This is a genomic window from Pseudomonas sp. B14(2022) (assembly GCF_012030485.1).
GTDB lineage: Bacteria > Pseudomonadota > Gammaproteobacteria > Pseudomonadales > Pseudomonadaceae > Aquipseudomonas.
This window is the reverse complement of sequence record NZ_JAAUVM010000020.1, coordinates 102812-125485: the sequence shown is the minus strand read 5'-3', so window position 1 is coordinate 125485 and position 22674 is coordinate 102812. Positions and strand designations below refer to the sequence as shown.

Sequence of the window (22674 nt, the reverse complement as noted above, 5' to 3'; positions counted from 1 at the left end):
CTTGATTCTTTGATTCATGGGGGACTCTTGGTTCCAGGGCATGATCAGTTACCTCCTGATCATGCGTATTAGCCTGTAAACCATGTCCCCGGTTAGAAATGTAAACGATGTCCCCGGTTTGTACCGGGGCAAGCCCCCTCCCACAGTGGATCACCGCCAGCCCGAACTAACGGGTCAGCAGCACTTGGGCCCACCCTTGCCGCCGTAACGGGCTTCCTGGCGTTCCCGGAAGAACGCCTTGTAGTCCATCATCGGCTTGTCCGGGTGCTTGGTTTGCATATGCTCGACGTACGTGTCGTAGTCGGGCATGCCGACCATCAGGCGCGCGGCCTGACCGAGGTATTTACCGAGGCGACTGATGTCATTGAACATGCTTGCAATCCTCGGTTATGCGTCCGGTACTGCCTGGAACGGGGCTTCTTTATCCGTACGCTCTTTGTTACCCCAGGCGGCGACGCCAACCTTGAGCGCATAGAACAGGATGCTGAACACCACGAACAGGAACAGCACAGTCAGCGTTGCGTTGGTGTAAGCGTTCCAGATCACGTGCTGCATCTGGTCCACGCTCTTGGCAGGGGCCAGGATCTGGCCGTTCGCCAGGGCATCACTGTACTTCTTCGCCAGCGACAGGAAGCCGATCGCCGGGTTGGCGTCGAACAGCTTGATGAAGCCTGCGGTGGTGGTGCAGATCAGCAGCCATACCGCCGGCAGCATGGTCACCCAGATGTAGCGTTGGCGTTTCATTTTGATCAGCACAACGGTGGCGAGCATCAGCGCGATACCGGCCAGCATCTGGTTGGAGATACCGAACAGCGGCCACAAGGTGTTGATGCCGCCCAGCGGGTCGATCACGCCCTGGTACAGCAGGTAACCCCACATGGCGACGCAACCGGCGGTCGCGATCAGGTTGGCGGTCCAGGACTCGGTGCGCTTGAGCGCCGGTACAAAGGAGCCCAGCAAATCCTGAAGCATGAAGCGACCGGCACGGGTGCCCGCGTCGACGGCAGTCAGGATAAACAGCGCTTCGAACAGGATCGCAAAGTGGTACCAGAACGCCATGGTGTTTTCACCCGGCAGCACACTGTGCAGGATCTGCGCGATACCCACCGCCAACGTCGGCGCACCACCGGCACGCGCGAGGATGGTGGTTTCACCGATGTCGTGGGCCACGGCCGACAGCGCCTCGGGGGTAATTGCAAAACCCCAGCTGCTGACGGTTTGTGCCACGGTCACCACGTCGGTGCCGACGATTGCCGCCGGGCTGTTCATGGCGAAGTACACGCCTGGCTCGATCACCGAAGCGGCAACCATCGCCATGATCGCCACGAAGGACTCCATCAGCATGCCGCCGTAACCGATGTAACGGGCGTGGCTTTCACTGGCCAGCAGCTTGGGCGTGGTGCCCGAGGAAATCAGCGCATGGAAGCCCGAGACCGCGCCACAGGCAATGGTGATGAACAGGAACGGGAACAGACCGCCCTTCCAAACCGGGCCGGTACCATCGATGAACTGGGTCAGCGCCGGCATTTTCAGGTCAGGCATGGTGACCAGGATGCCAATCGCCAGGGCGATGATGGTGCCGATTTTCAAGAAGGTAGAGAGGTAGTCACGTGGCGCGAGGATCAGCCACACCGGCAGTACCGCGGCCACGAAACCGTAGCCGATCAGCATCCAGGTGATCTGGATCCCAGTGAACGTGAAGGCCTTGGCCCAGACCGGATCAGCGGCAATCTGCCCGCCCAGCCAGATCGAACCGAGCAGCAACAGCACGCCGATGATCGAAATTTCACCAATGCGGCCCGGGCGGATGTAGCGCATGTAGATGCCCATGAACATCGCGATCGGGATGGTCGCCATCACCGTGAAGATGCCCCATGGGCTCTCGGCCAGGGCCTTGACCACGATCAGCGCCAGCACCGCAAGGATGATGATCATGATCAGGAAGCAGCCGAACAGCGCGATGGTCCCCGGGATACGACCCATCTCTTCGCGAACCATGTCCCCCAGGGAACGGCCATTACGACGCGTGGACAGGAACAGGACCATGAAATCCTGCACCGCACCGGCCAGTACCACGCCGGCAATCAGCCAGAGTGTGCCGGGCAGGTAGCCCATTTGCGCCGCCAGTACCGGGCCGACCAAGGGGCCTGCACCGGCAATTGCCGCAAAGTGGTGACCGAAAAGGATGTGTTTGTTGGTCGGCACATAGTCCAGACCGTCATTGTTGACCACTGCGGGGGTGGCCCGTCGTGGATCGAGTTGCATCACATTATTAGCGATGAACAGGCTGTAGTAGCGATAAGCGACCAGATAGATGGCCACGGCAGCGACCACAATCCACAAGGCGTTGATCGCCTCGCCTCGGCGCAAGGCCACTACGCCCAGGGCGCACGCTCCTACGATTGCCAGCACCAGCCAGGGTAAGTGGCGTAGCAGGCTATTATTATTTTTCATTTTTATATTCCAGCCAGGGTGGACAGAAAGGACAGCCATCCGGAGTTTAGCGCTACTGGCCTTAAAGGCCACCCCCCTACGTTGGTCTAGAGCCTTGCAGCGGTAAAAAAACAGAAAAAACCGCCCAATGATGGCGCAGGGCTACAATCCTTTTATCCACAGAGGGTTTCACCATGACCGAGCAAGCGTCTGATCGCCGCCGTTTTCGCCGGATCGCCTTTGATGCCAAGACCGAACTTCGGCAAAACGGCAACGAATGGCCAGTGCAATTGGTGGATTTGTCGCTCAAGGGCCTGTTGGCGCAACGGCCTGAAGACTGGAAGGGAAATAAGGCGCTGCCGTTCGCGGTCGACATACGCCTGGATCCCAAGGCGCATATAAAGATGCAAGCACGGCTGACCCACGAAGCAGATGGTCAACTGGGGTTTGTGTGCACAGACATCGACCTGGACTCGATCAGCCACCTAAGGCGGCTTATCGAACTGAACCTTGGAGATGAAGAAGAACTGCACCGGGAGTTGTCGGCGCTGTTGGAGATCTAACCACCCACATTGGTTTTGCGGCGTTGGTGATTACTCGAACAAGGCATCCAATGCCTGTTCCAGGCGCGTGACCCCAATCACCTGCAATCCTGGCGGCATTTCCTTCGGCGCATTGCCCTTGGGCACAATCGCGCGTTTGAAGCCGTGTTTGGCCGCTTCCTTCAAGCGTTCCTGACCGCTCGGCACCGGGCGCACTTCGCCGGACAGGCCCACCTCACCGAACACCAGCAGGTCGTGGGGCAATGGCCGGTTACGCAAGCTGGACATCACCGCCGCCATCAACGCCAGGTCGGACGCGGTTTCCAACACCTTGACCCCGCCGACCACGTTGAGGAACACGTCCTGGTCGTGGGTGGGGATGCCACCGTGACGGTGCAACACCGCCAACAGCATCGCCAGGCGGTTTTGATCCAGGCCCAACGTGACGCGACGAGGGTTGGCCAGATGGCTGTCATCCACCAGCGCCTGGACTTCCACCAGCATCGGCCGGGTGCCTTCCCACGTTGCCATAACCACGCTGCCTGGGACTTCTTCCTGGGCACGGGTCAGGAAAATCGCCGAGGGGTTAGAGACTTCTTTCAGCCCCCGGTCAGTCATGGCGAACACACCCAGTTCGTTCACCGCGCCGAAGCGGTTCTTCACCGCCCGCAGCAAGCGCAAGCGGCCATCGGACTCGCCTTCGAAATACAGCACGGTGTCGACCATATGTTCCAACACCCGTGGCCCGGCCAGCGCGCCCTCTTTGGTGACGTGGCCGACCAGGAAGATCGCCGTGCCGCTCTGCTTGGCGTAGCGCACCAGCAACGCCGCACTCTCGCGCACCTGGGACACACCGCCCGGCGCCGATTGCAGTTGCTCGGTGAAAATCGTCTGGATCGAGTCGATCACCATGACCTTGGGTTTTTCGATCCGGGCCGTGGCGATGATGCTTTCGATGCAGGTTTCAGTCATGACCCGCAGTTGATCCTGGGGCAAACCGAGGCGGCGGGCACGCATGGCCACCTGTTGCTGGGATTCTTCGCCGGTGACGTACAGCGCCGGCATGCGGCTGGCGATGCTGCACAGGGTTTGCAGCAGGATCGTCGATTTGCCGATGCCGGGGTCGCCGCCGATCAACACCACCGAACCATCCACCAGGCCGCCACCCAGAACCCGATCCAGCTCACCGGAAGCCGTCGAGAAACGCGGGATCTCTTCAACGCTGACCTCGGCCAGGGTCTTGATCTGCGCCTGTTGCCCGGTCCAGCCGGCTCGGCCGGTGGGGGCCGAGGCGCCGCCGCTTTCGATCATGGTTTCAGTCAGGGTATTCCACGCACCACACTCGGTGCATTGGCCGGCCCACTTGGGAAAGGTCGCGCCGCACTCCGTGCAGCCGTACATGCGCTTGGCCTTTGCCATTTGAAAACCTCCAACCGAAAAACCGCGATGATAGCTCAGCGCGACGCCGGGGTCCGGATTTCACCGCTGGCCAGTCGTGAAGCACTGTTGCCGACCGGGTCTTCGGCGTTGAGATCGGCGCCCTTGGCCTTGAGTTCGTCGAGCAACTCGATGCGCTTGAACAGGCCGGCGTACATGGCCGCCGTCTGACCGGCACCGTTACGTTGGTCGGGGTTGCAGTCGGTCGCCAGCAGGCGCTGGGCAATTTTCAGTTCTCCCTTGAAGATCGCGCCCATCAATGCGGTGTTACCGCGCTTGTCCTGCACACAGGCGTCGGCGCCGGCGGCGAGCAAACGCTCCACGTAGGCGCTTTCACCATGGTAGGCGGCGAGAATCAACGCCGTGTAGCCCTTGTCGTCCTGGGTGTTGAGGGGGAAGCCGGCGTCGATAAAGGTGTTGAGCATGTCGAGGTCACCACGGCGGGCGGCGTCGAAGTAATAATCCTGGAGCTGCGCCTTGAGCGCGACCGGGTCGGGCGACTCGGCATGGGCGACAAAGGCCAGCATGGCCATCAGTAGGCCGATCGAAATACGCATGGGTTCTCTCCTGCCAGAGGTCGACGCCCGCGTGGGCGTCGACCGAAACCAACGTCAGTCAGTGAGTTTTTCGGCCAGCGCCTTCACGCGCGCCAGGTCACCCTTGGCGACCTTGGCCACGCCGGTGCCGTATTCCGGATCGGCCTTGTAGAGGAACGACAGGATGATGTGCTTGCTCTCGTCATCGGTAGTGGCCAGGGAGCCGCCGAAGTTGTCGATCAAGTCCTGACGCTCTTTCTTGCTGTAGGAGCGATACAGATCGCCGGCCTGCTTGAAGTTCTGCTCACGCTGGATCTTCGCCTGCTGGGTGCTGCCCGACAGCGCCGTCTGGCTGTAGCGCGCGGTTTGCGGCTCTTCACGGTTTTCCAGGCGGCTTGGCTGGTAGTTCACGCCGCTGGTGGTCTTGCCGAAGTTCAGCGCGCCGTCCTGGTTACCGTTGTTGACGGTGACCCGTGGGGCGTTGATCGGCAACTGCAGGGCATTGGCGCCCAGTCGATACATCTGCGTGTCGGCATACGAGAACACCCGCCCTTGCAGCAGGCGGTCTTCCGACGGTTCGATGCCCGGCACCAGGTTGGCCGGGGCCATGGCCACTTGCTCGGTTTCCTGGAAGACATTCGCCGGGTTGCGGTTCAGCACCATCTGCCCGACTTTACGCTCGGGCACATTCGGCCAGATCTTGGTGGCGTCCAGCGGGTCGAAATCAAACTTGGCCAGGTCTTCCGGCTTGAGTACCTGCACATACAGGTCCCACTTGGGGAAGTCGCCCTTGTTGATATGGGTGACCAGGTCGTTAGTCATATGGCTGTAGTCACGCCCCTGCACTTCGGTAACTTGCTTGGGGTCGAGATTCTTGATGCCTTGCAGGCTCTTCCAGTGGAACTTGACGTAGTGCACTTCACCCTTGGCGTTGATCAACTTGTAGGCATGTACACCATTGCCGTCCATTTCCCGATAACTGGCCGGAGTACCGGAGTCGGAATACAACTCGGTGAGTGTACGAGTGGCCTCGGGAACATGGGAGAAGAAGTCGAAGCGACGGGAGTCATCGTCCAGATTAGTGCGCGGGTCCGGCTTGAAGGCGTGGACCATGTCGGGAAACTTGATGGCATCGCGGATAAAGAACGTCGGGAAGTTATTGCCCACCAGGTCCCAGTTGCCATCGGCGGTATAGAACTTGGTGGCGAAGCCGCGCGGGTCACGCAGGGTTTCCGGGGAGTGGTTACCGTGCACCACGGCCGAGAAGCGCACGAACACCGGGGTCGTTTCGCCAGCAGCGAAGACCTTGGCCTTGGTCAGGTCGCTGAGGTTATCGGTGACGGTGAAGGTGCCATGGGCGCCGGTGCCACGGGCATGCACGACGCGCTCGGGGATGCGTTCACGGTCGAAGCGCTGCAGCTTCTGGATCAGTTGCACGTCCTGCAGCAGCACCGGGCCGTTGGCGCCAGCGGTTTGCGAGTTCTGGTTATCGCCCACCGCGGCGCCGTTATCACGGGTCAGGTTGGCGGCTTGCACGGAGAGGGAAAGCAGGCTGGCGGTCGCCAGTACCAGCACATGACGCGCCAATACCGGGCCGCGATTGATTGGATTCTTCATCAAGGTTTCCTCTGGTTTTTTAGTGCACATTCAGTTGTGCTTGCCAGAGGCTAGTGACCCACGAGTCAGAAGATAAATAGAAAAACCCCACCAGGGTGATTAAGAAAATAATGTGGTAAGCCACTGAAACAGCGGGTATTTCGCGCGCGATTGGTGGCACTTTGCAAACTATTTGCGTTTTAATGTGTCGATAAAAACTAACAGTGTTAACGGTTGTGTCGGGCAAGCCCGCTACCGCTGACTTACACTAAGCGGCACCCTTCTCATTTGTAACAAGGAATAACCTATGGGCGTGATCAGTGAGTTCAAGGCCTTCGCGGTCAAAGGTAATGTGGTCGACATGGCCGTCGGTATCATCATCGGCGCCGCCTTCGGCAAAATTGTTTCTTCGTTTGTAGGCGACGTAGTGATGCCGCCCATTGGTCTGTTGATCGGTGGCGTGGACTTTGGTGACCTGGCGATAACGCTCAAGGCGGCCCAAGGCGATGTGCCCGCCGTCGTCCTGGCGTACGGCAAGTTCATCCAGAGCGTGATCGACTTTGTGATCGTCGCGTTTGCGATCTTCATGGGCGTCAAGGCCATCAACCGCCTCAAGCGCGAAGAAGCCGTTGCACCTAGCCTGCCACCGACACCGAGCAAGGAAGAAGTGCTGCTGGGTGAGATTCGCGACCTGCTCAAGGCACAGAACGACAAGCCGCTTTAACCTGTACCGGCTTGGAAAAAAGGCGCCTGCTTGAGGCGCCTTTTTATTACCAGTAGTTTTCCACCGCCACCTGCCCCGGCCGGCGGCTAAGGCTCAGTTGCATGTCGCGCTGCTTGAGCAACTGGCGAGTGTCATCCACCATCTGCGGGTTACCGCAAATCAGCACACGGGAATGTTCCGGAGTCAGCTCGACGCCGGCAGCACGCTCCAATTCGCCATTCTCGATCAGCGTGGTAATGCGCCCATTCAGCGCACCTGGGTGCTGTTCACGGGTGACGAGCGGGATGTAGGTGAATTTATGCGCGTATTCGGCCAGGTACTCTCGTTCACCCAGCTCTTTGATCAGCGACTGATAGGCCAACTCCTGGGCTTCCCGCGCGCTGTATACCAGGATGATGCGCTCGAATTTCTCCCAGACTTCAAAGTCCTGCAGGATCGACAAAAACGGCGCCACCCCGGTCCCCGTACCCAACATCCACAAGTCACGACCATCGACGAAACGATTCAGGGTCAGGTACCCGGTAGCCTGGCGCTCCACCATTAAGGTATCGCCTACCCGCAGTCGGCTGAGTTCACTGGTGAATTCGCCGCCTGGGACAACAATCGAGAAGAAGTCCAAGTATTCATCAAATGGCGAGGACACCACGGAATAGGCACGCCACACCGTGCTGCCATCCGCCTTGGTGACCCCCAGGCGCACGAATTGCCCGGCGGTGAAACGGAACCCTGGGTCACGGGTGGTTCGCAGCGTAAACAGGCTGGGGGTCAGGGATTGCACATCGAGCAAGGTCTGGCGGGTAAATTTCTCAGCACTGGCCGTCATGGGGGACTCCGTTCTACAGGTTCCCTAGTGTCCCTCAAAGTCGCGCCCGGAAACACCCATGCCGGGTAATGGCATGGTGCAGGCACAAAATAGTAGCAACTTAATATCAGCGCTAATAAATTTGCTATTAGCGCCCCTATCAGCACCACAAGCACACGCTAAGTTGTGTCTGCCACAAGTGCTTCAACTGACTAAAAAATCGAAAAAAACAACTAAGCCCCTTAGCAAAGCCCGCCGCGACCGTAGAGAAAACTTCTTAAACGCCGCCCTGCAAGAGCGAAAATTTCATCTCGCGATGTAGCTCATGTCCTACACTGGTTTGCGTGCAGTGGGAGTTCGGGACGTATCCCATGTCATGCGGAAACCCATGGAGAGTTACCAATGGTCAACTGGCGCAACACCCGACTTCCCAAGCTGGAGGGCGAGAGCGAGGCAACTACTCTTTTCGAGACGGCTGTGAACCACACCTACGCACTTGGCTTCCAATACTGTTCTTTTACGATGAGTTCTCAACTGCCTAACAACCAAACGAAACCTATTCACCTCAACAACTATCCCGATGAGTGGAACAAACTGTATAACCAGGCCCACTTCTTTGAAGTTGATCCCGTGGTGGAACATTGCAAACGTTGTGTACTCCCCCTTGTCTGGGAGGAAAAAACCTTTAAAGACTCACCAAACTTGTGGTCTTTAGCCAAATCCTTTGGTGTGCATTTGGGATGGACCCAAGCTGTGCATGATTTCCAGGGTGTGTTCAGCATGCTGACCCTTGGCCGTAGCACGGGTGAAGTGACCCCGCAGGAGCTGTACGAAAAAGCCGGCCAGGTCCTGTGGCTGTGCCATGCGATGCACGCGGTAGTGGCGCAGACTTACGCACGCAAGCCCAGCATTAACCCTGCCAGCAAATTAACCCCGCGCGAAACCGAAATCCTCAAGTGGTCAGCCATGGGCAAGACCGCTGCGGACATAGCCACCATTCTGTGCCTGTCCGAACGTACGGTGGGCTTTCATATCTGCAGTTGCTTCAAAAAGCTGGGGGTCAACAACAAGATCGCCGCTGTGCTCTGCGCCTCGAAAGCGGGGTTGTTTTAAGCCGCGTTGAAACACCGCATGTAATCCCTCAGGAAAAAAAGTAACATTTACGACCCATTCTGAGTGCTGGGCTGTCCCCACGGGGCGCCGCCCGCTGTTCACTCAGACGGTTCTGCAGCCGACTGCCGAACACCCATCGATGACCCAGAGCCTCCCTCGCCATGCCCCTGCTCGACAGCCCCTTCGCCCAGCTCGATCTGATCCGCCAGCCAGAGCAGCATAACGATCCGCTGCAAGCCTTCGACGCCGCCGACGAGTACCTGCTCAGCTATCTGGCTGAACAGCAACCGAGCGCTGCGACTCGCGTGCTGGTGCTCAATGACAGCTTCGGCGCCCTGGCTGCCAGTCTCGAAGGCCGGGCGCAGGTGACCTCCAGCGGCGACTCGTTCCTGGCCGCCCTGGGCCTGGATAAAAACCTGGTGCGCAATGGCAAGGCCTTTGACGCCGTGCCGTTCATCCCCGCCAGCCAAGTGCCCACAGGGCCGTTCGACCGGGTGCTGATCCGTGTACCCAAAACCCTGGCATTGCTGGAAGAACAACTGATCCGCCTGCAAGGCCAACTGGCGCCGGGTGCCGAGGTGATCGCAGGGGCGATGATCAAGCACCTGCCAAGGGCGGCCGGGGAAATGCTTGAGCGCTATATCGGGCCGATGCACGCCTCCCTGGCCGTCAAGAAAGCCCGGTTGCTGATCGCCACCCAGGCCGACCGGCCCATCGCTGTCTCGCCCTACCCGACGCGCTACACCCTGGACGCGCCGGCTATCGAACTGCTCAACCATGCCAACGTGTTCTGCCGTGAAGGCCTGGACATCGGCACCCGCGCCTTCCTGCCGCACCTGCCCAACAACCTGGGCAGTGCCCGCGTGGCGGACCTGGGTTGTGGCAACGGTGTACTGGCGATTGCCAGCGCCCTGCAAAACCCCGAGGCGCAATACACCCTGGTGGACGAGTCCTATATGGCCGTGCAATCGGCGCTGGAGAACTGGCAAGCCGCCCTCGGTGACCGCGCCGTCACCGTACGCGCTGGCGATGGCCTGGCCGGTCAGGAACCAGACTCCCTCGACGTTGTGCTGTGCAACCCGCCGTTCCACCAGCAGCAGGTGGTCGGCGACTTCCTCGCCTGGCGTATGTTCCAGCAGGCGCGGGAGGCGTTGGTGGTCGGCGGCGCCCTGTATATCGTCGGCAACCGTCACCTGGGTTATCACAGCAAGTTGGCGCGCTTGTTCCGTGGCGTAGAGCAAGTGGCCGCCACGCCAAAGTTTGTGATTCTCAAAGCGCGCAAATAAAAAAAGCCCTGCCCTTCCAAAAGAAGAGCAGGGCTGAAAACCGAGCGCGAAGCCCGGATCGGGATGTCAGTGGGTGGTCAGGCCGGCCGCATTCATGAACATGCGCATCAGGCTGGCCACGACGAACAGGGCCAGCACACTGCCGGTCCAGATCATCGCCAGCCACCCCAGGCGCCGCCACAACGGCTGTTTCTCGGCCTGTTCAATCTCGTGCAACGTAGGTTTGCCGGACATGCAACGACCCTCCTAGTGATAGCCGTCTTCGTGGGTGACCTTGCCGCGGAACACGTAGTAGCTCCAGAAGGTGTAGCCCAGGATGAACGGGATGATGAACAAGGTGCCCACCAGCATGAAGCCTTGGCTCTGGGGCGGCGCAGCGGCATCCCAGATCGACACGGATGGCGGGATGATGTTCGGCCACAGGCTGATCCCCAGGCCGCTGTAGCCGAGGAAGATCAGCACCAGCGTCAGCAGGAACGGCGTGTAGTGGGCATTACGCGCCACGGCGCGGATCAACCCGTACATGGTCACCAGCACCAGGATCGGTACCGGCAGGAACCAGAACAGATTCGGCAGGGTGAACCAGCGCGAGGCGATTTCCGGGTGCGACAGCGGGGTCCAGATACTCACGATACCAATCACCGCCAGCACAACGAAGGCCAACGGCCGCGCCAGGTTGTGCATCTTCTCCTGCAACGGGCCTTCGGTTTTCATGATCAGCCAGGTGCAGCCGAGCAACGCATAGGCCACGATCAGCGCCACGCCGCAGAACATCGTGAACGGTGTGAGCCAGTCCAGCGAGCCGCCGGCAAACTGGCGATTGACCACCGGGATCCCGTCGATAAACGCGCCCAGCGCTACACCCTGGAAGAACGTGGCCGCCAGCGAGCCGCCGATAAACGCCTTGTCCCACAGGTGACGCTTGTGGTCCTTGGCCTTGAAGCGGAACTCGAAGGCCACGCCGCGAAAAATCAGCCCGATCAGCATCAAAATCAACGGCAGGTACAACGCAGAGAGCACCACCGAATAGGCCAGCGGGAACGCGCCGAACAACGCCGCGCCACCGAGTACCAGCCAGGTTTCGTTACCGTCCCAGACCGGGGCCACGGTGTTCATCATCACGTCACGGTCGGTCTTGCCCGGTATAAACGGGAAGAGAATGCCGATGCCCAGGTCGAAGCCGTCCATGACCACGTACATCATGATGCCGAAGATGATGATCACGGCCCAGATCAGCGGAAGATCAATACCCATCTCAATTCCCCTTGTGCTGGATGTGGGCGTGGTCGTCATCGCTGCCATCATCGGCCGCGGACAAAGGACGGGCCGGTGTGCGTTTCTGGCCAGGGCCACCGTGGGTCGGCTCCGTGCTTTCGTGGGTCACCGGGCCTTTGCGCACCAGGCGCATCATGTAGCCCAGGCCGGCACCAAACAGCGCGAAGTACACCACCACGAACAACACCAGGGTGATCGTCATCTGCGCCAGGCTATGCCCGGAAGAAGCATCCGCCGTGCGCATCAACCCGTAGACCACCCACGGCTGGCGGCCGATTTCGGTGGTGAACCAACCGGCGAGAATCGCGATCAGGCCAGACGGCCCCATCCACAGCGCCAGGTACAGGAACGGTTTGGACGTGTACATCTTGTCGCCCCGGCGCAGCCAGAGGCTGAACAGACCGGTGAAGATCATCAGGAAACCCAAGCCGACCATGACCCGGAACGACCAGAACACGATGGTCGAATTCGGCCGGTCTTCCGGTGGGAACTCCTTGAGCGCCGGCACCTGTTTATCCAGGGAGTGGGTCAGGATCAGGCTGCCCAGGTACGGAATCTCCACCGCGTATTTGGTTTTTTCGGCTTTCATGTCCGGCCAGCCAAACAGGATCAGCGGGGTAGGCTCATTGCCTTTGTTTTCCCAGTGGCCTTCGATGGCGGCGATTTTTGCCGGCTGGTGCTTGAGGGTGTTGAGGCCATGGAAGTCACCGATCACCGCCTGGATAGGCGCCACGATCAGGGCCATCCACATCGCCATCGACAACATCTTGCGGATCGCCGGGTTGTCCTTGCCGCGCAGCAAGTGCCAGGCCGCCGAGGAACCGACGAAGAACGCGGTCGCCACGAACGCCGCCGTAGCCATATGCGCCAGCCGGTAGGGGAACGACGGGTTGAAGATCACCGCCAGCCAGTCGGTAGGAATCACGCGGCCGTCGATGATTTCAAAGCCCTGCGGTGTCTGCATCCAGCTGTTGGACGCCAGGATCCAGAAGGTCGAGATCAACGTACCGACGGCCACCATCACGGTGGAGAAGAAGTGCAGCTTGCGCCCCACCTTGTTCCAACCGAACAGCATCACACCGAGGAAACCGGCTTCGAGGAAGAAGGCCGTGAGCACTTCGTAGGTCAGAAGAGGCCCGGTGACGGCGCCGGCGAAGTCCGAGAAGCGGCTCCAGTTGGTACCGAACTGGTAGGCCATGACCAGACCGGAGACCACGCCCATGCCGAAGTTAACGGCAAAGATCTTCGACCAGAAATGGTAGAGGTCACGGTAGGTGTCGTTATGGGTCTTGAGCCACAAGCCTTCCAGCACCGCGAGGTAACTGGCCAGGCCGATGGTGATCGCCGGGAACAGGATGTGGAATGAGATGGTGAACGCGAACTGAATTCGGGCGAGATCTAGCGCCTCCAAACCGAACATAAGTCTTCCTCTGTCAGGTAATACCGGCTGCTGGCGGGAGCCTGCACCCACTGCCCCCACGGATATGGAGTCTGGCGAATTTCAATTCGTTTCTTTTTTTAACCAACCACGTAGGGAATCGGGCCTTGCGGCCACCAGAACAAATTCTGAAATGACTTTGATCTGGATCAATCACAGTCAAAAGAGTAGTCCCATTTTCGCGGTTGGTCCGTGTGGTCTTTTGCCGCGTGACAGACTGCCTCAGCGCAGTTCTTGCAACCATCTGTTACAACTTGATGATAATCTCGGCCCTTCCTCCGGCCTTGACCAGAATTCCCGATGCCCAGTGAACCCGCGTTGCTGTTACGTCACCACCGCCCTTTCATCGCGTTCTGGCTGGCACGGATTTTCACCGCCAGCGGCTTCCAGATGCTTACCGTGGCCATCGGCTGGAACCTTTACCAGCTCACTGGCAACGTGCTGGACTTGGGGTTGGTCGGCTTGGTGGAGTTCGTGCCGCGCGTGCTGTTCATGCTGCACACCGGGCATGTGGCCGACCGCTATGAGCGACGCAAAGTCGCGGCCATCTGCCAGACCGTGCAGGCGCTGATTGCCCTCTCCCTGGCCATCGGCGGCCTGACCGGCAACGTGACCCGCGAGATGATCTTTATCCTGGCGTTCCTGCTCGGCGCGGCGCGCTCGTTTGAAATGCCCACCACCCAGGCCCTGTTGCCGAGCATCGTACCCAGCGCGCTGTTTCCGCGGGCCGTGGCCTCGTCGCAGTCGGCCCAGCAACTGGCGACCATCGTTGCCCCGGCGCTGGGCGGTTTGCTTTACGCCTTCGGCAGCGTCTGGGTGTATGGCCCCACAGTAGCGCTGTACCTCATCGCCTGCGTGCTGACCCTCAACCTGCCCGCCCGCCACACCCCGCTCAATAAAGGCAAGGCCACCCTGGATTCGCTGCTGGCGGGGATTCGTTTTATCCGCAGCCGCCCGGACATCCTCGGGGCGATTTCCCTCGACCTGTTCGCCGTGCTGCTGGGCGGCGCCACCGCGTTGCTGCCGGTGTTCGCCAAGGACATCCTGCTGACCGGCGCCTGGGGCCTGGGCCTGTTGCGTTCGGCACCGGCGGTGGGTGCGTTGTTGATGTCACTGTGGCTGGCGCGTTTTTCGGTAGATCGGAAGGTCGGCCGGGTGATGTTCACCGCCGTCGGCGTATTCGGCGTGGCGACCATTGCCTTCGGCCTGTCCACCTCGTTCTGGTTTTCCCTGGCGGTGCTGGTGGTACTGGGCGCGGCGGACATGATCAGCATGGTCATCCGTGCATCCTTTGTGCAGTTGGAAACCCCGGATGAAATGCGCGGCCGGGTGAGTGCGGTCAATGGCCTGTTTATTGGCGCGTCCAACCAATTGGGCGAGTTCGAGTCGGGCATCACGGCCCATTGGTTTGGCACCGTGCCGGCCGTGGTGATGGGCGGGATCGGCACGCTGGTGGTGACCGGGGTATGGATCAAACTGTTCCCAACCCTGGCGAATCGGGATCGTATGCATGTGCCGATGGAAGAAAGCATCAAGCCCGCTGCATGATTCAATGTGGCAATAAGGTCAATGTGGGAGGGGGCTTGCTCCCGATAGCGGTGGATCAGTCAACTTATGCTTGGACTGAAACTCCGCCATCGGGAGCAAGCCCCCTCCCACATTTGGATCTTCAATGTTTGCTGGACCGCGTCAGAGCACCTTGTCCAGGGTGATCGGAAACTCCCGCACCCGCTTGCCGGTGGCATGGTAAATCGCATTCGCCACCGCCGCCGCCACCCCGACAATCCCGATTTCCCCCACGCCTTTAGAACCAAGGGCGTTAACGATCTCGTCGTGTTCTTCGACAAACACCACGTCTATCTCACCGATATCGGCATTTACCGGGATGTGGTATTCAGCCAGGCTGTGGTTCATGTAGCGTCCCAATTGATGGTCGATCTGAGTCTCTTCGTGCAGGGCCATGCCGATACCCCACACCACCCCGCCGAGGATCTGGCTGCGCGCCATCTTCGGGTTGACCACCCGCCCCGCCGCGATGGCACTGACCACCCGGCTGACCTTGATCGTGCCCAGGTCTTCATCAACCCGCACTTCGACGAACACCGCCGAATGGGTGGCGGTGGCGTACCCCTCGCGTTTCTTGTCCGGTTCGCTGTCGACCTGGACTTCCAAGGTCTCTTCGCCGCTGTCCTTGACCAGTTGAGCCAATGACACACTCACGTCACCGGTGTGCAGTTGGCCGTCTTCAAAGCGCACGGACTCGGCCTCCTTGAACACCGGGTAAGTTTGCCGGGCGATGGTCAGCAGCTTGGCGCTCAACGCTTCGCAGGCTTGCTGCACGGCGGTGCCGACGGACGACACGGTGAACGAGCCGCCTTGCAGCGGCGCGGTGGGCAGTGAAGAGTCGCCGAGCAGAAACACCACGTCCTCCACCGCCACGCCACTGGCCTGCGCCGCGATCTGGGTCATCACCGTGTAGGTGCCGGTGCCGATGTCGGTGGTGGCGCTGCTGACGGTCAGCTTGCCCTCAGCGTCGATGCGCGCCTTGGCGCTGGCCTTCATCTGCATGGCTTCCCACACGCCACCGGCCATGCCCCAGCCGATCAACTGGCGGCCGTCGCGCATGCTGCGCGGTTCCGGGTTGCGCTGGTTCCAGCCGAAGCGCTCGGCACCTTCGCTGTAACACTCGCGCAGAGCCTTGCTCGACCAGGGTTTGTCTTCGTTCTGGTTGCGCTCGGCGTAGTTGACCAGCCGCAGCTGTACCGGGTCCATCCCCAAGGCGCTGGCCAGTTCATCCATGGCGCACTCCAGGCCGATCACACCCAACGCAGCGCCGGGCGCGCGCATGTCCAGGGGCGTGAACACATCCAGCGGCACCAGTTTGTAAGTCAGTTGCACGTTGTCGCAGTGATAGAGCATGCCGCTCCACTCCACCACGTGCTCACTGAAATCTTCGAAGCGCGAGGTCTGGCCAATCGCCGTATGCCCCAACGCCAGCAGGCGACCATTGGCGGCGGCGCCCATCTGCAAACGCTGCAACGTGCGCGGGCGGTAGCCGAAGGTGAACATCTGCTGGCGGGTCAGGGTGACGCGCACCGAGCGCTTGAGCGCCAGGGACGCCATCACTGCCAAGGGCAATTGATACTGCGGACGCAAACCTGAGCCGAAGGCACCGCCGACGAATGCAGCAAAAATCCGCACCTGGCTTTTATCCAGTCCGAAGACTTTTTGCACATAGGCCTGGCAGTTCTGCGGGCCTTGGGTCTTGTCATGAATATGCAGGGTGCCGTCCGGCTGATACAGCACGGTGCTGGCGTGGGGTTCCATGGGGTTGTGGTGTTCGATGGGCGTGCTGTAGTGCAGGTCGAGACTGACAGCGGCAGCGGCCCACTCGGCCTGGAAGTTGCCGCGCGGCGCGGGTGGCGTCTGCGGTGAGGCATGGGCCTGTTCCTGTTGGGCGAGCAGGTCAGTCTCGAAGTCTTCACGCGCGTATTCGATTTCTACCAGCGAGCCCGCATGTCGCGCCAGCTCCAGGTTATCCGCGATCACCAGGGCCAGGGGCTGCCCGCTGTACAGCACACGGTCGTTATACAACGGGCGAAACGGCGAACCGTCCGCCGCATCATCATCCTGGAAGGCATCGTCGTAACTGGCGATTTTCGGCCGGTTGAGGTGATGGATAACCGCCACCACGCCCGGCAGAGCCAGTGCCCTGGCCGCGTCGATAGCCAGCACACGGCCCTTGGCGATGGTGCTGGACACCACACTGCCGTGGAGCAGGCCGTCCTCGGGGAATTCACCGGCATAACGCGCCTGGCCGGTGACCTTGAGCAGACCGTCGACACGGTCCAGGGGTTTGCCAATAGCGGTCATGGGCGTTCTCCTGCGACGGCGGCGTCGCTCAGGGCGCGGATAATTGCGCGGCGCGCCAGCTTGATCTTGAAGCCGTTGTGCTCCAGCGGCTCGGCGTCTTGCAACAGGGCGTCGGCGGCGTTGCTGAAGGTCTCGCGGCTGACCACCTGGCCGATCAGCGAGGCTTCCACCGCGCGGTCACGCCAGGGTTTATGGGCCACGCCGCCAAGGGCCAGGCGCGCGTCGACGATTCGGTCGCCCTCCAATTCGAGAGCGGCGGCGACAGACACCAACGCAAACGCGTAAGACGCACGGTCGCGGATTTTCAGGTAGTGGCTGTGACGCGCCAGCTGGTCGGCGGGTAATTCGATGGCGGTGATCAGCTCATCGTCGGCTAGTTGGTTGTCGCGTTGCGGCGCATCACCGGGCAAGCGGTGGAAGTCGGCAAACTCGATAACCCGCGCACCGCCACGCCCCTCCACATACACCCGCGCCTCCAGCGCCGCCAGGGCCACGCACATGTCCGACGGGTGAGTGGCCACGCACTGTTCGCTGGCGCCGAGGATCGCATGGATACGGTTCAACCCAGTGCGCGCCGGGCAGCCGCTACCGGGCTCACGCTTGTTGCAGGGCACGGTGGCGTCATAGAAGTAGTAGCAACGGGTGCGCTGCAACAGGTTGCCACCCGTACTGGCCATATTGCGCAGTTGCGGCGAAGCACCGGCAAGGATCGCCTGGGACAGCAACGGGTAACGCTGTTCGATCAGCGGGTGCCAGGCCAGGTCGGCATTGCTCACCAGCGCGCCGATCCGCAGGCCGCCCCCGGCGGTTTGTTCAATCTCATTCAGCGGCAGGCCGGTGATGTCGATCAGGTGCTCGGGGCGGCTGATGTTTTCTTTCATCAAATCCAGCAGGTTGGTGCCGCCGGCAATAAAGCGCGACGCGGCGCTGCTCAGGTGCACGGCTTCGTGGACATCCGCCGGTTTGCTGTACTGGAAGGGATTCATTGCTCGCCTCCTTGAGTACGGCAGGCAGGCAAGGCCTCTTCGATGGCATCGCGGATGTTGCTGTAGGCACCGCAGCGGCACAGGTTGCCGCTCATCAGTTCCTGGATCTGCGCGGTATCGTGGGCGCGACCTTCATTGGCCAGGCCGACGGCGGAGCAAATCTGACCCGGCGTGCAGTAACCGCACTGGAAGGCATCGTGCTTGATAAAGGCTTGCTGCATCGGATGCAGTTGGTCGCCGCCGGCCAGGCCTTCAATGGTGGTCAATTCGGCGCCATCGCACATCACCGCCAGGGTCAGGCAGGCGTTGATGCGTTTGCCGTCGCGCAATACCGTGCAGGCGCCGCACTGGCCGTGGTCGCAGCCTTTTTTGCTGCCGACCAGGTCCAGTTGCTCGCGCAGCAGGTCCAGCAACGTGGTCCAGGGCAATACATCCAGTTGGCGGTGCTGACCATTGAGGGTCAAGCGTATGGAGTGGGCGACGAACGGCTGGGCCGCCGCGCCATTAGGGGTCGCGCTCATAAACACCTCACGGGTTGGTGTACATCCGCGGCGTTCAGGAAAATCGCCGTCTCAGGGGTACGACTTCCCGGAATTTTGAGCGTTCAAGCTGATTGATCAGCGGATATTGAGCAGCGTCTTCAAGGTGTTTCGCGGGCCGTTGATCGACGAGTTGCTGTATTCGAACCAGCCCTGGGCTTCGACATTCAGGTCAAATACATAGATGTAGCCCATCAGCGTGCCCGCCCCGCTGCAGGCCTCGCTGATGCTACCGACCTGGCACACGGGCGTACGCTGCCCGTTCAGTTCGGCACCATTGAAGCGGCCCATCGGGTTGTTGCCCAGGCCGACTTCCATCACCGACACTTTGGTGGGCCCACGGTGCGTGCACATCTGGGTGCTTTGCGCGCGTTCCGGGATGGTTTCCGTGCAGCGCGCCGATTCGACCTTGAACACGCGCACCTCGCTCAAGGGCGGTGCAGTCGCGCCCCACACCGGTGCCGCGCCCAACCACAGGCCGAGACAAGGGATCAAGGCTAGACTCCACGCGTTGGCTTTTTTCATGCTGTCGAAGACCCGGTACTGAACGTCACAGCAGTATGCCTCAAGGCCATGCGCCACACAGCCTCGGCTGCTGGTATGATGCGCCGCTTTTTCCGATCCTCTCTGGAACCACAGGCGCTTGGCGCAGTTTGTGCTTTGACTTAGAGGTCAACAAATAACGACGCAACATAGCGTCACAGGGAGCAGGCATGCTGGAAAAGCTGTTTCAACTCAAGGCACACAACACCAACGTGCGCACCGAAATCCTCGCGGGCATCACGACATTCCTGGCCATGGCCTACATCCTGTTCGTGAACCCGAGCATCCTCGGCGAGACCGGCATGGACAAAGGCGCAGTGTTTGTCGCGACCTGCCTCGCGGCGGCCATCGGTTCGACCGTAATGGGCCTGATCGCCAACTACCCGATCGCACTGGCGCCGGGCATGGGCCTCAACGCCTTCTTTACCTACACCGTGGTTCTGCACATGGGCCACACCTGGCAGGTTGCGCTGGGGGCGGTGTTCATTTCGGCGGTGCTGTTCTTTTTGCTGTCGATCTTCCGTATCCGTGAGTGGATCATCAACAGCATTCCCCTGCCCCTGCGTTCGGCGATTGCCGCCGGTATCGGCCTGTTCCTGGCGCTGATCGCCCTGCACAACGCCGGGATCGTGGTCGGCAACCCGAACACCCTGGTGGGCATGGGCGACCTGACCAAACCAGCGCCTATCCTGGCCATCCTCGGTTTCATGCTGATCGTTGCGCTGGAAGCCCTGGCCGTACGTGGTGCGGTGCTGATCGGCATCCTGGCGGTGACCATCGTCTCCATCCTGCTGGGTGTCACCGAGTTCGGTGGCGTGATGTCGATGCCACCGTCCCTGGCCCCTACCTTCCTGCAGCTGGATATCAAGGGCGCGCTGGACATCGGCCTGGTCAGCGTGATCTTCGCCTTCCTGTTCGTTGACCTGTTCGACAACTCCGGCACCCTGATCGGCGTGGCCAAGCGCGCCGGGCTGATGGGCAAGGACGGCCACATGCCGAAAATGGGCCGTGCGCTGATCGCCGACAGTACCGCCGCCATGGCCGGTTCGCTGCTGGGTACGTCGACCACCACCAGCTACATCGAATCCGCTGCGGGCGTGAGCGCCGGTGGCCGTACCGGCTTGACCGCCATCGTGGTCGCAATCCTGTTCCTGCTGGCGCTGTTCTTCTCGCCGCTGGCCGCCAGCGTACCGGCCTTTGCTACCGCGCCGGCGCTGCTGTTCGTCGCTGTATTGATGACCTCAGGCCTGGCCGAAATCGACTGGGATGACATTACCGTTGCAGCGCCAGTGGTGATCACCGCCCTGGCGATGCCCTTCACATACTCCATCGCCAACGGCATTGCCTTCGGTTTCATCGCCTGGACCGCCATCAAGCTGCTTTCGGGCCGCTACCGTGAGCTCAACCCGGCACTGGTGATTCTGTCGATTCTGTTCGTGATCAAGCTGGGCTGGTTCAACGCATGACTTTTGACGCCGCACGCTACACCGTTCAACTGCAAGACAAGGTCACGCGTTTGCGTGACCTGCTGGCACCGTTCGACGCACCCGAGCCGCAGGTTTTCGAGTCGCCGCTGCAGAACTTCCGCCTTCGGGCGGAGTTCCGCCTGTGGCGCGAAGACGGTGAACGCCACTACGCGATGTTTTCCCAGGACGACAAGCGCACGCCGATCCTGATCGAAGAATTCCCCATCGCCAGCACTCGCATCAACCAGTTGATGCCCCAGCTCAAGGCCGCCTGGCAAGCCAGCGCCGCCCTGAGCCACAAGCTGTTCCAGGTGGAGTTCCTCACCACCCTGGCCGGCGACGCGATGATCACCCTGTGTTATCACCGCCCGCTGGACGAACACTGGCACACCGCGGCGAATAAGCTGGCGGCTGATTTGAATGTCAGCATCATCGGCCGCTCCAAGGGCAAGCGTGATGTGATCGGCCACGATTACGTGGTGGAAAAACTCGACGTCGGCGGCCGCACCTTCAGCTACCGCCAACCCGAAGGCGCGTTCACCCAGCCCAACGGCACGGTGAACCAGAAGATGCTCAACTGGGCATACGAAGCCTTGGGCGATCGCCCGGATGACTTGCTGGAGCTGTATTGCGGCAACGGCAACTTCACCCTGCCGCTGGCCACCCGTGTGCGTAAAGTGCTGGCTACCGAGATCAGCAAGACCTCGGTGAATGCGGCCCTGAGCAACCTCGATGAAAACGCGGTGGATAACGTCACCCTGGTGCGCCTCTCCGCCGAAGAGCTCACCGAAGCGCTGAATGAAGTGCGCCCGTTCCGCCGCCTGCACGGCATCGACCTGAAGAGCTACGAATTCGGTAGCGTGTTCGTCGACCCGCCCCGCGCCGGCATGGACCCGGACACCTGCGAACTGACCCGGCGCTTCGACAACATCCTGTACATCTCCTGCAACCCGGAGACGCTGGCGGCGAACATTGCGCAACTGCATGACACCCACCGCATTACCCAGTGTGCGATGTTTGACCAGTTCCCGTGGACGCACCATATGGAATCCGGGGTGTTATTGACCAGGCGGTAATTCAACGTCCTCAGATTCCTTCTTGCGTGGCCGGCCGCCCTTCTTGCCATTGGCGCGGGCGGCGGCGGATTTGGCGGCGCTGCTCTTGCGACCGTTGCGTGAGGCTACCAGGCTGGTGGCCAGGTCCATCAGCGGCTGGCTTGTGGCGATCAGGCCCGTGATCGAAACATCCAGATCCTGAGCCTCACAGCAAAGCGCCTTGCCGCCAAAACCGACTTCCAGCTGTTGGAAATCCTGCAAGGAAAACCCTTCGAACTCCGGCAGGCCTGCCACCGGCAGCATGACGCGACTACCGTCGCTGAAACCGATGGAAATGCAGTCGTCTACATAACGCACAGAACTGGCGTTGGCATACAAGCGCTTCAACTTGCGACCACGGGCTATTGCCTTGTCAATATCAGCTTCAGTAAGCGGTACATAAGGCACGACTTTGGCTTTTACAATTTTTTTCATAGCTCAATCTCCACGTAACCTGGCGCCCTCACCAGATTCAAAATAGTCAACTGCCCCGCTGCATCGTGCCGAGCATTGGCGATCACATAGACACCACGCCGAATGACTAAACCCGGCACCAGTTCGTCGGCATCCCAGTCCCAAGAATGGTTCTCCAGACAAACCGTTTGCAGTTTCTCCCACCAGATCCTTCGTGCCCGTGCCAAGTAATGCGGCTGCATCAGGGTCTGGCGGAGTTCTTTGAGGACCGACTCTGGTGGGCGTCGTCTTTCTGGATTCACATCCCACAACTCCACTTGCCCATTCAGAAAGCTGAAACGAAAACGCGCATCCCATGCATTCCCCCTGACATGTACATGAGGCGGGCAATGCTCGTCCCTGATAAACACCGAGATGACATACCCCTTGTAAGCACCTACTTTCATCGTAACCCATCCGTTAGGTTATTTTCCGCCAGGTAACAATTTCCCCCTGCCACCCGACAACCGGCTCCATGGTCTCGAAGCTGTTTCACAGATTAGTAACGACAAAAAACCCGGCGAATGCCGGGTTGTAA

22 protein-coding genes are annotated in these 22674 nt (G+C 60.5%); 7 read left to right on the top strand and 15 right to left on the bottom strand.

Features of this window, described 5'->3' with window-relative positions; genetic code table 11:
* Window positions 1-174: 174 nt before the first annotated feature.
* Both HCF10_RS24330 and HCF10_RS24325 read right to left on the bottom strand, forming a co-directional pair.
* Window positions 175-372: a YbdD/YjiX family protein gene (locus HCF10_RS24330; protein ID WP_003176208.1), complete on the bottom strand. Its 198-nt coding sequence runs from the start codon at window positions 370-372 to the stop codon at window positions 175-177.
* A gap of 15 nt (window positions 373-387) precedes the next feature.
* Entirely contained in the window at window positions 388-2454 is a 2067-nt protein-coding gene (locus HCF10_RS24325) for a carbon starvation CstA family protein (protein WP_053137912.1), read from the bottom strand.
* 173 nt (window positions 2455-2627) lie between these two features.
* Between HCF10_RS24325 and HCF10_RS24320 the strand changes: the two genes are divergently transcribed.
* Window positions 2628-2996, top strand: a complete 369-nt coding sequence (locus tag HCF10_RS24320) for a PilZ domain-containing protein (protein ID WP_131699341.1) — start codon at window positions 2628-2630, stop codon at window positions 2994-2996.
* A gap of 30 nt (window positions 2997-3026) precedes the next feature.
* On the opposite strand, the gene radA is transcribed toward HCF10_RS24320, so the two are convergent.
* Genes radA through katB form a run of 3 tightly spaced genes read right to left on the bottom strand, consistent with a single transcriptional unit; the run spans window position 3027 to window position 6565 of the window.
* Window positions 3027-4394: a DNA repair protein RadA gene (radA, locus tag HCF10_RS24315; protein WP_024077502.1), complete on the bottom strand. Its 1368-nt coding sequence runs from the start codon at window positions 4392-4394 to the stop codon at window positions 3027-3029.
* 35 nt (window positions 4395-4429) lie between these two features.
* The gene (locus HCF10_RS24310) at window positions 4430-4969 is read right to left on the bottom strand and encodes an ankyrin repeat domain-containing protein (RefSeq protein WP_150054039.1); all 540 of its coding nucleotides are present in this window, start codon (window positions 4967-4969) and stop codon (window positions 4430-4432) included.
* Between the two features lie 54 nt (window positions 4970-5023).
* Window positions 5024-6565, bottom strand: coding sequence for a catalase KatB (gene katB / locus HCF10_RS24305; protein ID WP_145336627.1), 1542 nt, complete (start codon window positions 6563-6565; stop codon window positions 5024-5026).
* Between the two features lie 286 nt (window positions 6566-6851).
* Between katB and mscL the strand changes: the two genes are divergently transcribed.
* Window positions 6852-7268, top strand: coding sequence for a large-conductance mechanosensitive channel protein MscL (mscL, locus tag HCF10_RS24300; protein WP_053137928.1), 417 nt, complete (start codon window positions 6852-6854; stop codon window positions 7266-7268).
* Window positions 7269-7314: 46 nt separating this feature from the next.
* Here mscL and HCF10_RS24295 read toward each other — a convergent pair whose 3' ends face one another.
* Window positions 7315-8091 carry a ferredoxin--NADP reductase gene (locus HCF10_RS24295; RefSeq protein WP_131699338.1) on the bottom strand — a complete coding sequence of 259 codons (777 nt, stop codon included), beginning with the start codon at window positions 8089-8091 and terminating at the stop codon, window positions 7315-7317.
* A 381-nt stretch (window positions 8092-8472) separates the two neighbouring features.
* On the opposite strand from HCF10_RS24295, the gene HCF10_RS24290 reads away from it, so the two are divergent.
* On the top strand, window positions 8473-9183 hold the full coding sequence (locus HCF10_RS24290; RefSeq protein ID WP_145336629.1) for a helix-turn-helix transcriptional regulator: 711 nt from the start codon (window positions 8473-8475) through the stop codon (window positions 9181-9183).
* Window positions 9184-9344: 161 nt separating this feature from the next.
* Window positions 9345-10469 (top strand): methyltransferase, encoded by a 1125-nt coding sequence (locus tag HCF10_RS24285; protein WP_131700156.1) that lies wholly within the window; start codon window positions 9345-9347, stop codon window positions 10467-10469.
* 66 nt (window positions 10470-10535) lie between these two features.
* On the opposite strand, the gene HCF10_RS24280 is transcribed toward HCF10_RS24285, so the two are convergent.
* Genes HCF10_RS24280 through HCF10_RS24270 form a run of 3 tightly spaced genes read right to left on the bottom strand, consistent with a single transcriptional unit; the run spans window position 10536 to window position 13164 of the window.
* On the bottom strand, window positions 10536-10703 hold the full coding sequence (locus HCF10_RS24280) for a DUF2474 domain-containing protein (RefSeq protein WP_010562540.1): 168 nt from the start codon (window positions 10701-10703) through the stop codon (window positions 10536-10538).
* Between the two features lie 12 nt (window positions 10704-10715).
* Entirely contained in the window at window positions 10716-11723 is a 1008-nt protein-coding gene (cydB, locus tag HCF10_RS24275; RefSeq protein ID WP_131700155.1) for a cytochrome d ubiquinol oxidase subunit II, read from the bottom strand.
* 1 nt (window position 11724) lies between these two features.
* Complete coding sequence (locus HCF10_RS24270; protein WP_131700154.1) at window positions 11725-13164, bottom strand: cytochrome ubiquinol oxidase subunit I; 1440 nt, start codon at window positions 13162-13164, stop codon at window positions 11725-11727.
* Between the two features lie 318 nt (window positions 13165-13482).
* Between HCF10_RS24270 and HCF10_RS24265 the strand changes: the two genes are divergently transcribed.
* The gene (locus tag HCF10_RS24265) at window positions 13483-14730 is read left to right on the top strand and encodes an MFS transporter (RefSeq protein WP_167656577.1); all 1248 of its coding nucleotides are present in this window, start codon (window positions 13483-13485) and stop codon (window positions 14728-14730) included.
* Window positions 14731-14871: 141 nt separating this feature from the next.
* Here HCF10_RS24265 and HCF10_RS24260 read toward each other — a convergent pair whose 3' ends face one another.
* From HCF10_RS24260 to HCF10_RS24245, 4 genes are all read right to left on the bottom strand, one after another.
* Window positions 14872-17055, bottom strand: coding sequence for a xanthine dehydrogenase family protein molybdopterin-binding subunit (locus HCF10_RS24260; protein WP_145336631.1), 2184 nt, complete (start codon window positions 17053-17055; stop codon window positions 14872-14874).
* The gene (locus HCF10_RS24255; RefSeq protein ID WP_167656576.1) at window positions 17052-18041 is read right to left on the bottom strand and encodes an FAD binding domain-containing protein; all 990 of its coding nucleotides are present in this window, start codon (window positions 18039-18041) and stop codon (window positions 17052-17054) included. Before HCF10_RS24255 ends, HCF10_RS24260 begins: the two co-directional genes overlap by 4 nt.
* Complete coding sequence (locus tag HCF10_RS24250) at window positions 18038-18562, bottom strand: (2Fe-2S)-binding protein (protein WP_145336635.1); 525 nt, start codon at window positions 18560-18562, stop codon at window positions 18038-18040. Before HCF10_RS24250 ends, HCF10_RS24255 begins: the two co-directional genes overlap by 4 nt.
* Before the next feature lie 96 nt (window positions 18563-18658).
* A complete protein-coding gene (locus tag HCF10_RS24245; protein WP_131700149.1) occupies window positions 18659-19105 on the bottom strand; it encodes a DUF4879 domain-containing protein in 447 nt (148 codons plus the stop codon).
* 188 nt (window positions 19106-19293) lie between these two features.
* On the opposite strand from HCF10_RS24245, the gene HCF10_RS24240 reads away from it, so the two are divergent.
* Window positions 19294-20589: an NCS2 family permease gene (locus tag HCF10_RS24240; protein WP_131700148.1), complete on the top strand. Its 1296-nt coding sequence runs from the start codon at window positions 19294-19296 to the stop codon at window positions 20587-20589.
* A complete protein-coding gene (gene trmA, locus HCF10_RS24235; protein ID WP_167656575.1) occupies window positions 20586-21665 on the top strand; it encodes a tRNA (uridine(54)-C5)-methyltransferase TrmA in 1080 nt (359 codons plus the stop codon). The genes HCF10_RS24240 and trmA overlap by 4 nt, the downstream gene beginning before the upstream one ends.
* On the opposite strand, the gene HCF10_RS24230 is transcribed toward trmA, so the two are convergent.
* Window positions 21648-22118, bottom strand: coding sequence for a DUF2442 domain-containing protein (locus HCF10_RS24230; RefSeq protein WP_167656574.1), 471 nt, complete (start codon window positions 22116-22118; stop codon window positions 21648-21650). The two genes, trmA and HCF10_RS24230, sit on opposite strands and share 18 nt — an antisense overlap.
* Window positions 22115-22543, bottom strand: coding sequence for a DUF4160 domain-containing protein (locus HCF10_RS24225; RefSeq protein ID WP_167656573.1), 429 nt, complete (start codon window positions 22541-22543; stop codon window positions 22115-22117). Before HCF10_RS24225 ends, HCF10_RS24230 begins: the two co-directional genes overlap by 4 nt.
* Window positions 22544-22674 lie beyond the last annotated feature (131 nt).

Coding starts and splice junctions, on each gene's coding strand:
- cydB (WP_131700155.1), bottom strand. CDS start 11,723: ATGGGTATTGATCTTCCGCTGATCTGGGCCGTGATCATCATCTTCGGC.
- HCF10_RS24240 (WP_131700148.1), top strand. CDS start 19,294: ATGCTGGAAAAGCTGTTTCAACTCAAGGCACACAACACCAACGTGCGC.
- HCF10_RS24255 (WP_167656576.1), bottom strand. CDS start 18,041: ATGAATCCCTTCCAGTACAGCAAACCGGCGGATGTCCACGAAGCCGTG.
- HCF10_RS24225 (WP_167656573.1), bottom strand. CDS start 22,543: ATGAAAGTAGGTGCTTACAAGGGGTATGTCATCTCGGTGTTTATCAGG.
- katB (WP_145336627.1), bottom strand. CDS start 6,565: ATGAAGAATCCAATCAATCGCGGCCCGGTATTGGCGCGTCATGTGCTG.
- radA (WP_024077502.1), bottom strand. CDS start 4,394: ATGGCAAAGGCCAAGCGCATGTACGGCTGCACGGAGTGCGGCGCGACC.
- HCF10_RS24270 (WP_131700154.1), bottom strand. CDS start 13,164: ATGTTCGGTTTGGAGGCGCTAGATCTCGCCCGAATTCAGTTCGCGTTC.
- HCF10_RS24310 (WP_150054039.1), bottom strand. CDS start 4,969: ATGCGTATTTCGATCGGCCTACTGATGGCCATGCTGGCCTTTGTCGCC.
- HCF10_RS24295 (WP_131699338.1), bottom strand. CDS start 8,091: ATGACGGCCAGTGCTGAGAAATTTACCCGCCAGACCTTGCTCGATGTG.
- HCF10_RS24285 (WP_131700156.1), top strand. CDS start 9,345: ATGCCCCTGCTCGACAGCCCCTTCGCCCAGCTCGATCTGATCCGCCAG.
- trmA (WP_167656575.1), top strand. CDS start 20,586: ATGACTTTTGACGCCGCACGCTACACCGTTCAACTGCAAGACAAGGTC.
- HCF10_RS24290 (WP_145336629.1), top strand. CDS start 8,473: ATGGTCAACTGGCGCAACACCCGACTTCCCAAGCTGGAGGGCGAGAGC.
- HCF10_RS24260 (WP_145336631.1), bottom strand. CDS start 17,055: ATGACCGCTATTGGCAAACCCCTGGACCGTGTCGACGGTCTGCTCAAG.
- HCF10_RS24265 (WP_167656577.1), top strand. CDS start 13,483: ATGCCCAGTGAACCCGCGTTGCTGTTACGTCACCACCGCCCTTTCATC.
- HCF10_RS24325 (WP_053137912.1), bottom strand. CDS start 2,454: ATGAAAAATAATAATAGCCTGCTACGCCACTTACCCTGGCTGGTGCTG.
- HCF10_RS24245 (WP_131700149.1), bottom strand. CDS start 19,105: ATGAAAAAAGCCAACGCGTGGAGTCTAGCCTTGATCCCTTGTCTCGGC.
- mscL (WP_053137928.1), top strand. CDS start 6,852: ATGGGCGTGATCAGTGAGTTCAAGGCCTTCGCGGTCAAAGGTAATGTG.
- HCF10_RS24280 (WP_010562540.1), bottom strand. CDS start 10,703: ATGTCCGGCAAACCTACGTTGCACGAGATTGAACAGGCCGAGAAACAG.
- HCF10_RS24330 (WP_003176208.1), bottom strand. CDS start 372: ATGTTCAATGACATCAGTCGCCTCGGTAAATACCTCGGTCAGGCCGCG.
- HCF10_RS24230 (WP_167656574.1), bottom strand. CDS start 22,118: ATGAAAAAAATTGTAAAAGCCAAAGTCGTGCCTTATGTACCGCTTACT.
- HCF10_RS24250 (WP_145336635.1), bottom strand. CDS start 18,562: ATGAGCGCGACCCCTAATGGCGCGGCGGCCCAGCCGTTCGTCGCCCAC.
- HCF10_RS24320 (WP_131699341.1), top strand. CDS start 2,628: ATGACCGAGCAAGCGTCTGATCGCCGCCGTTTTCGCCGGATCGCCTTT.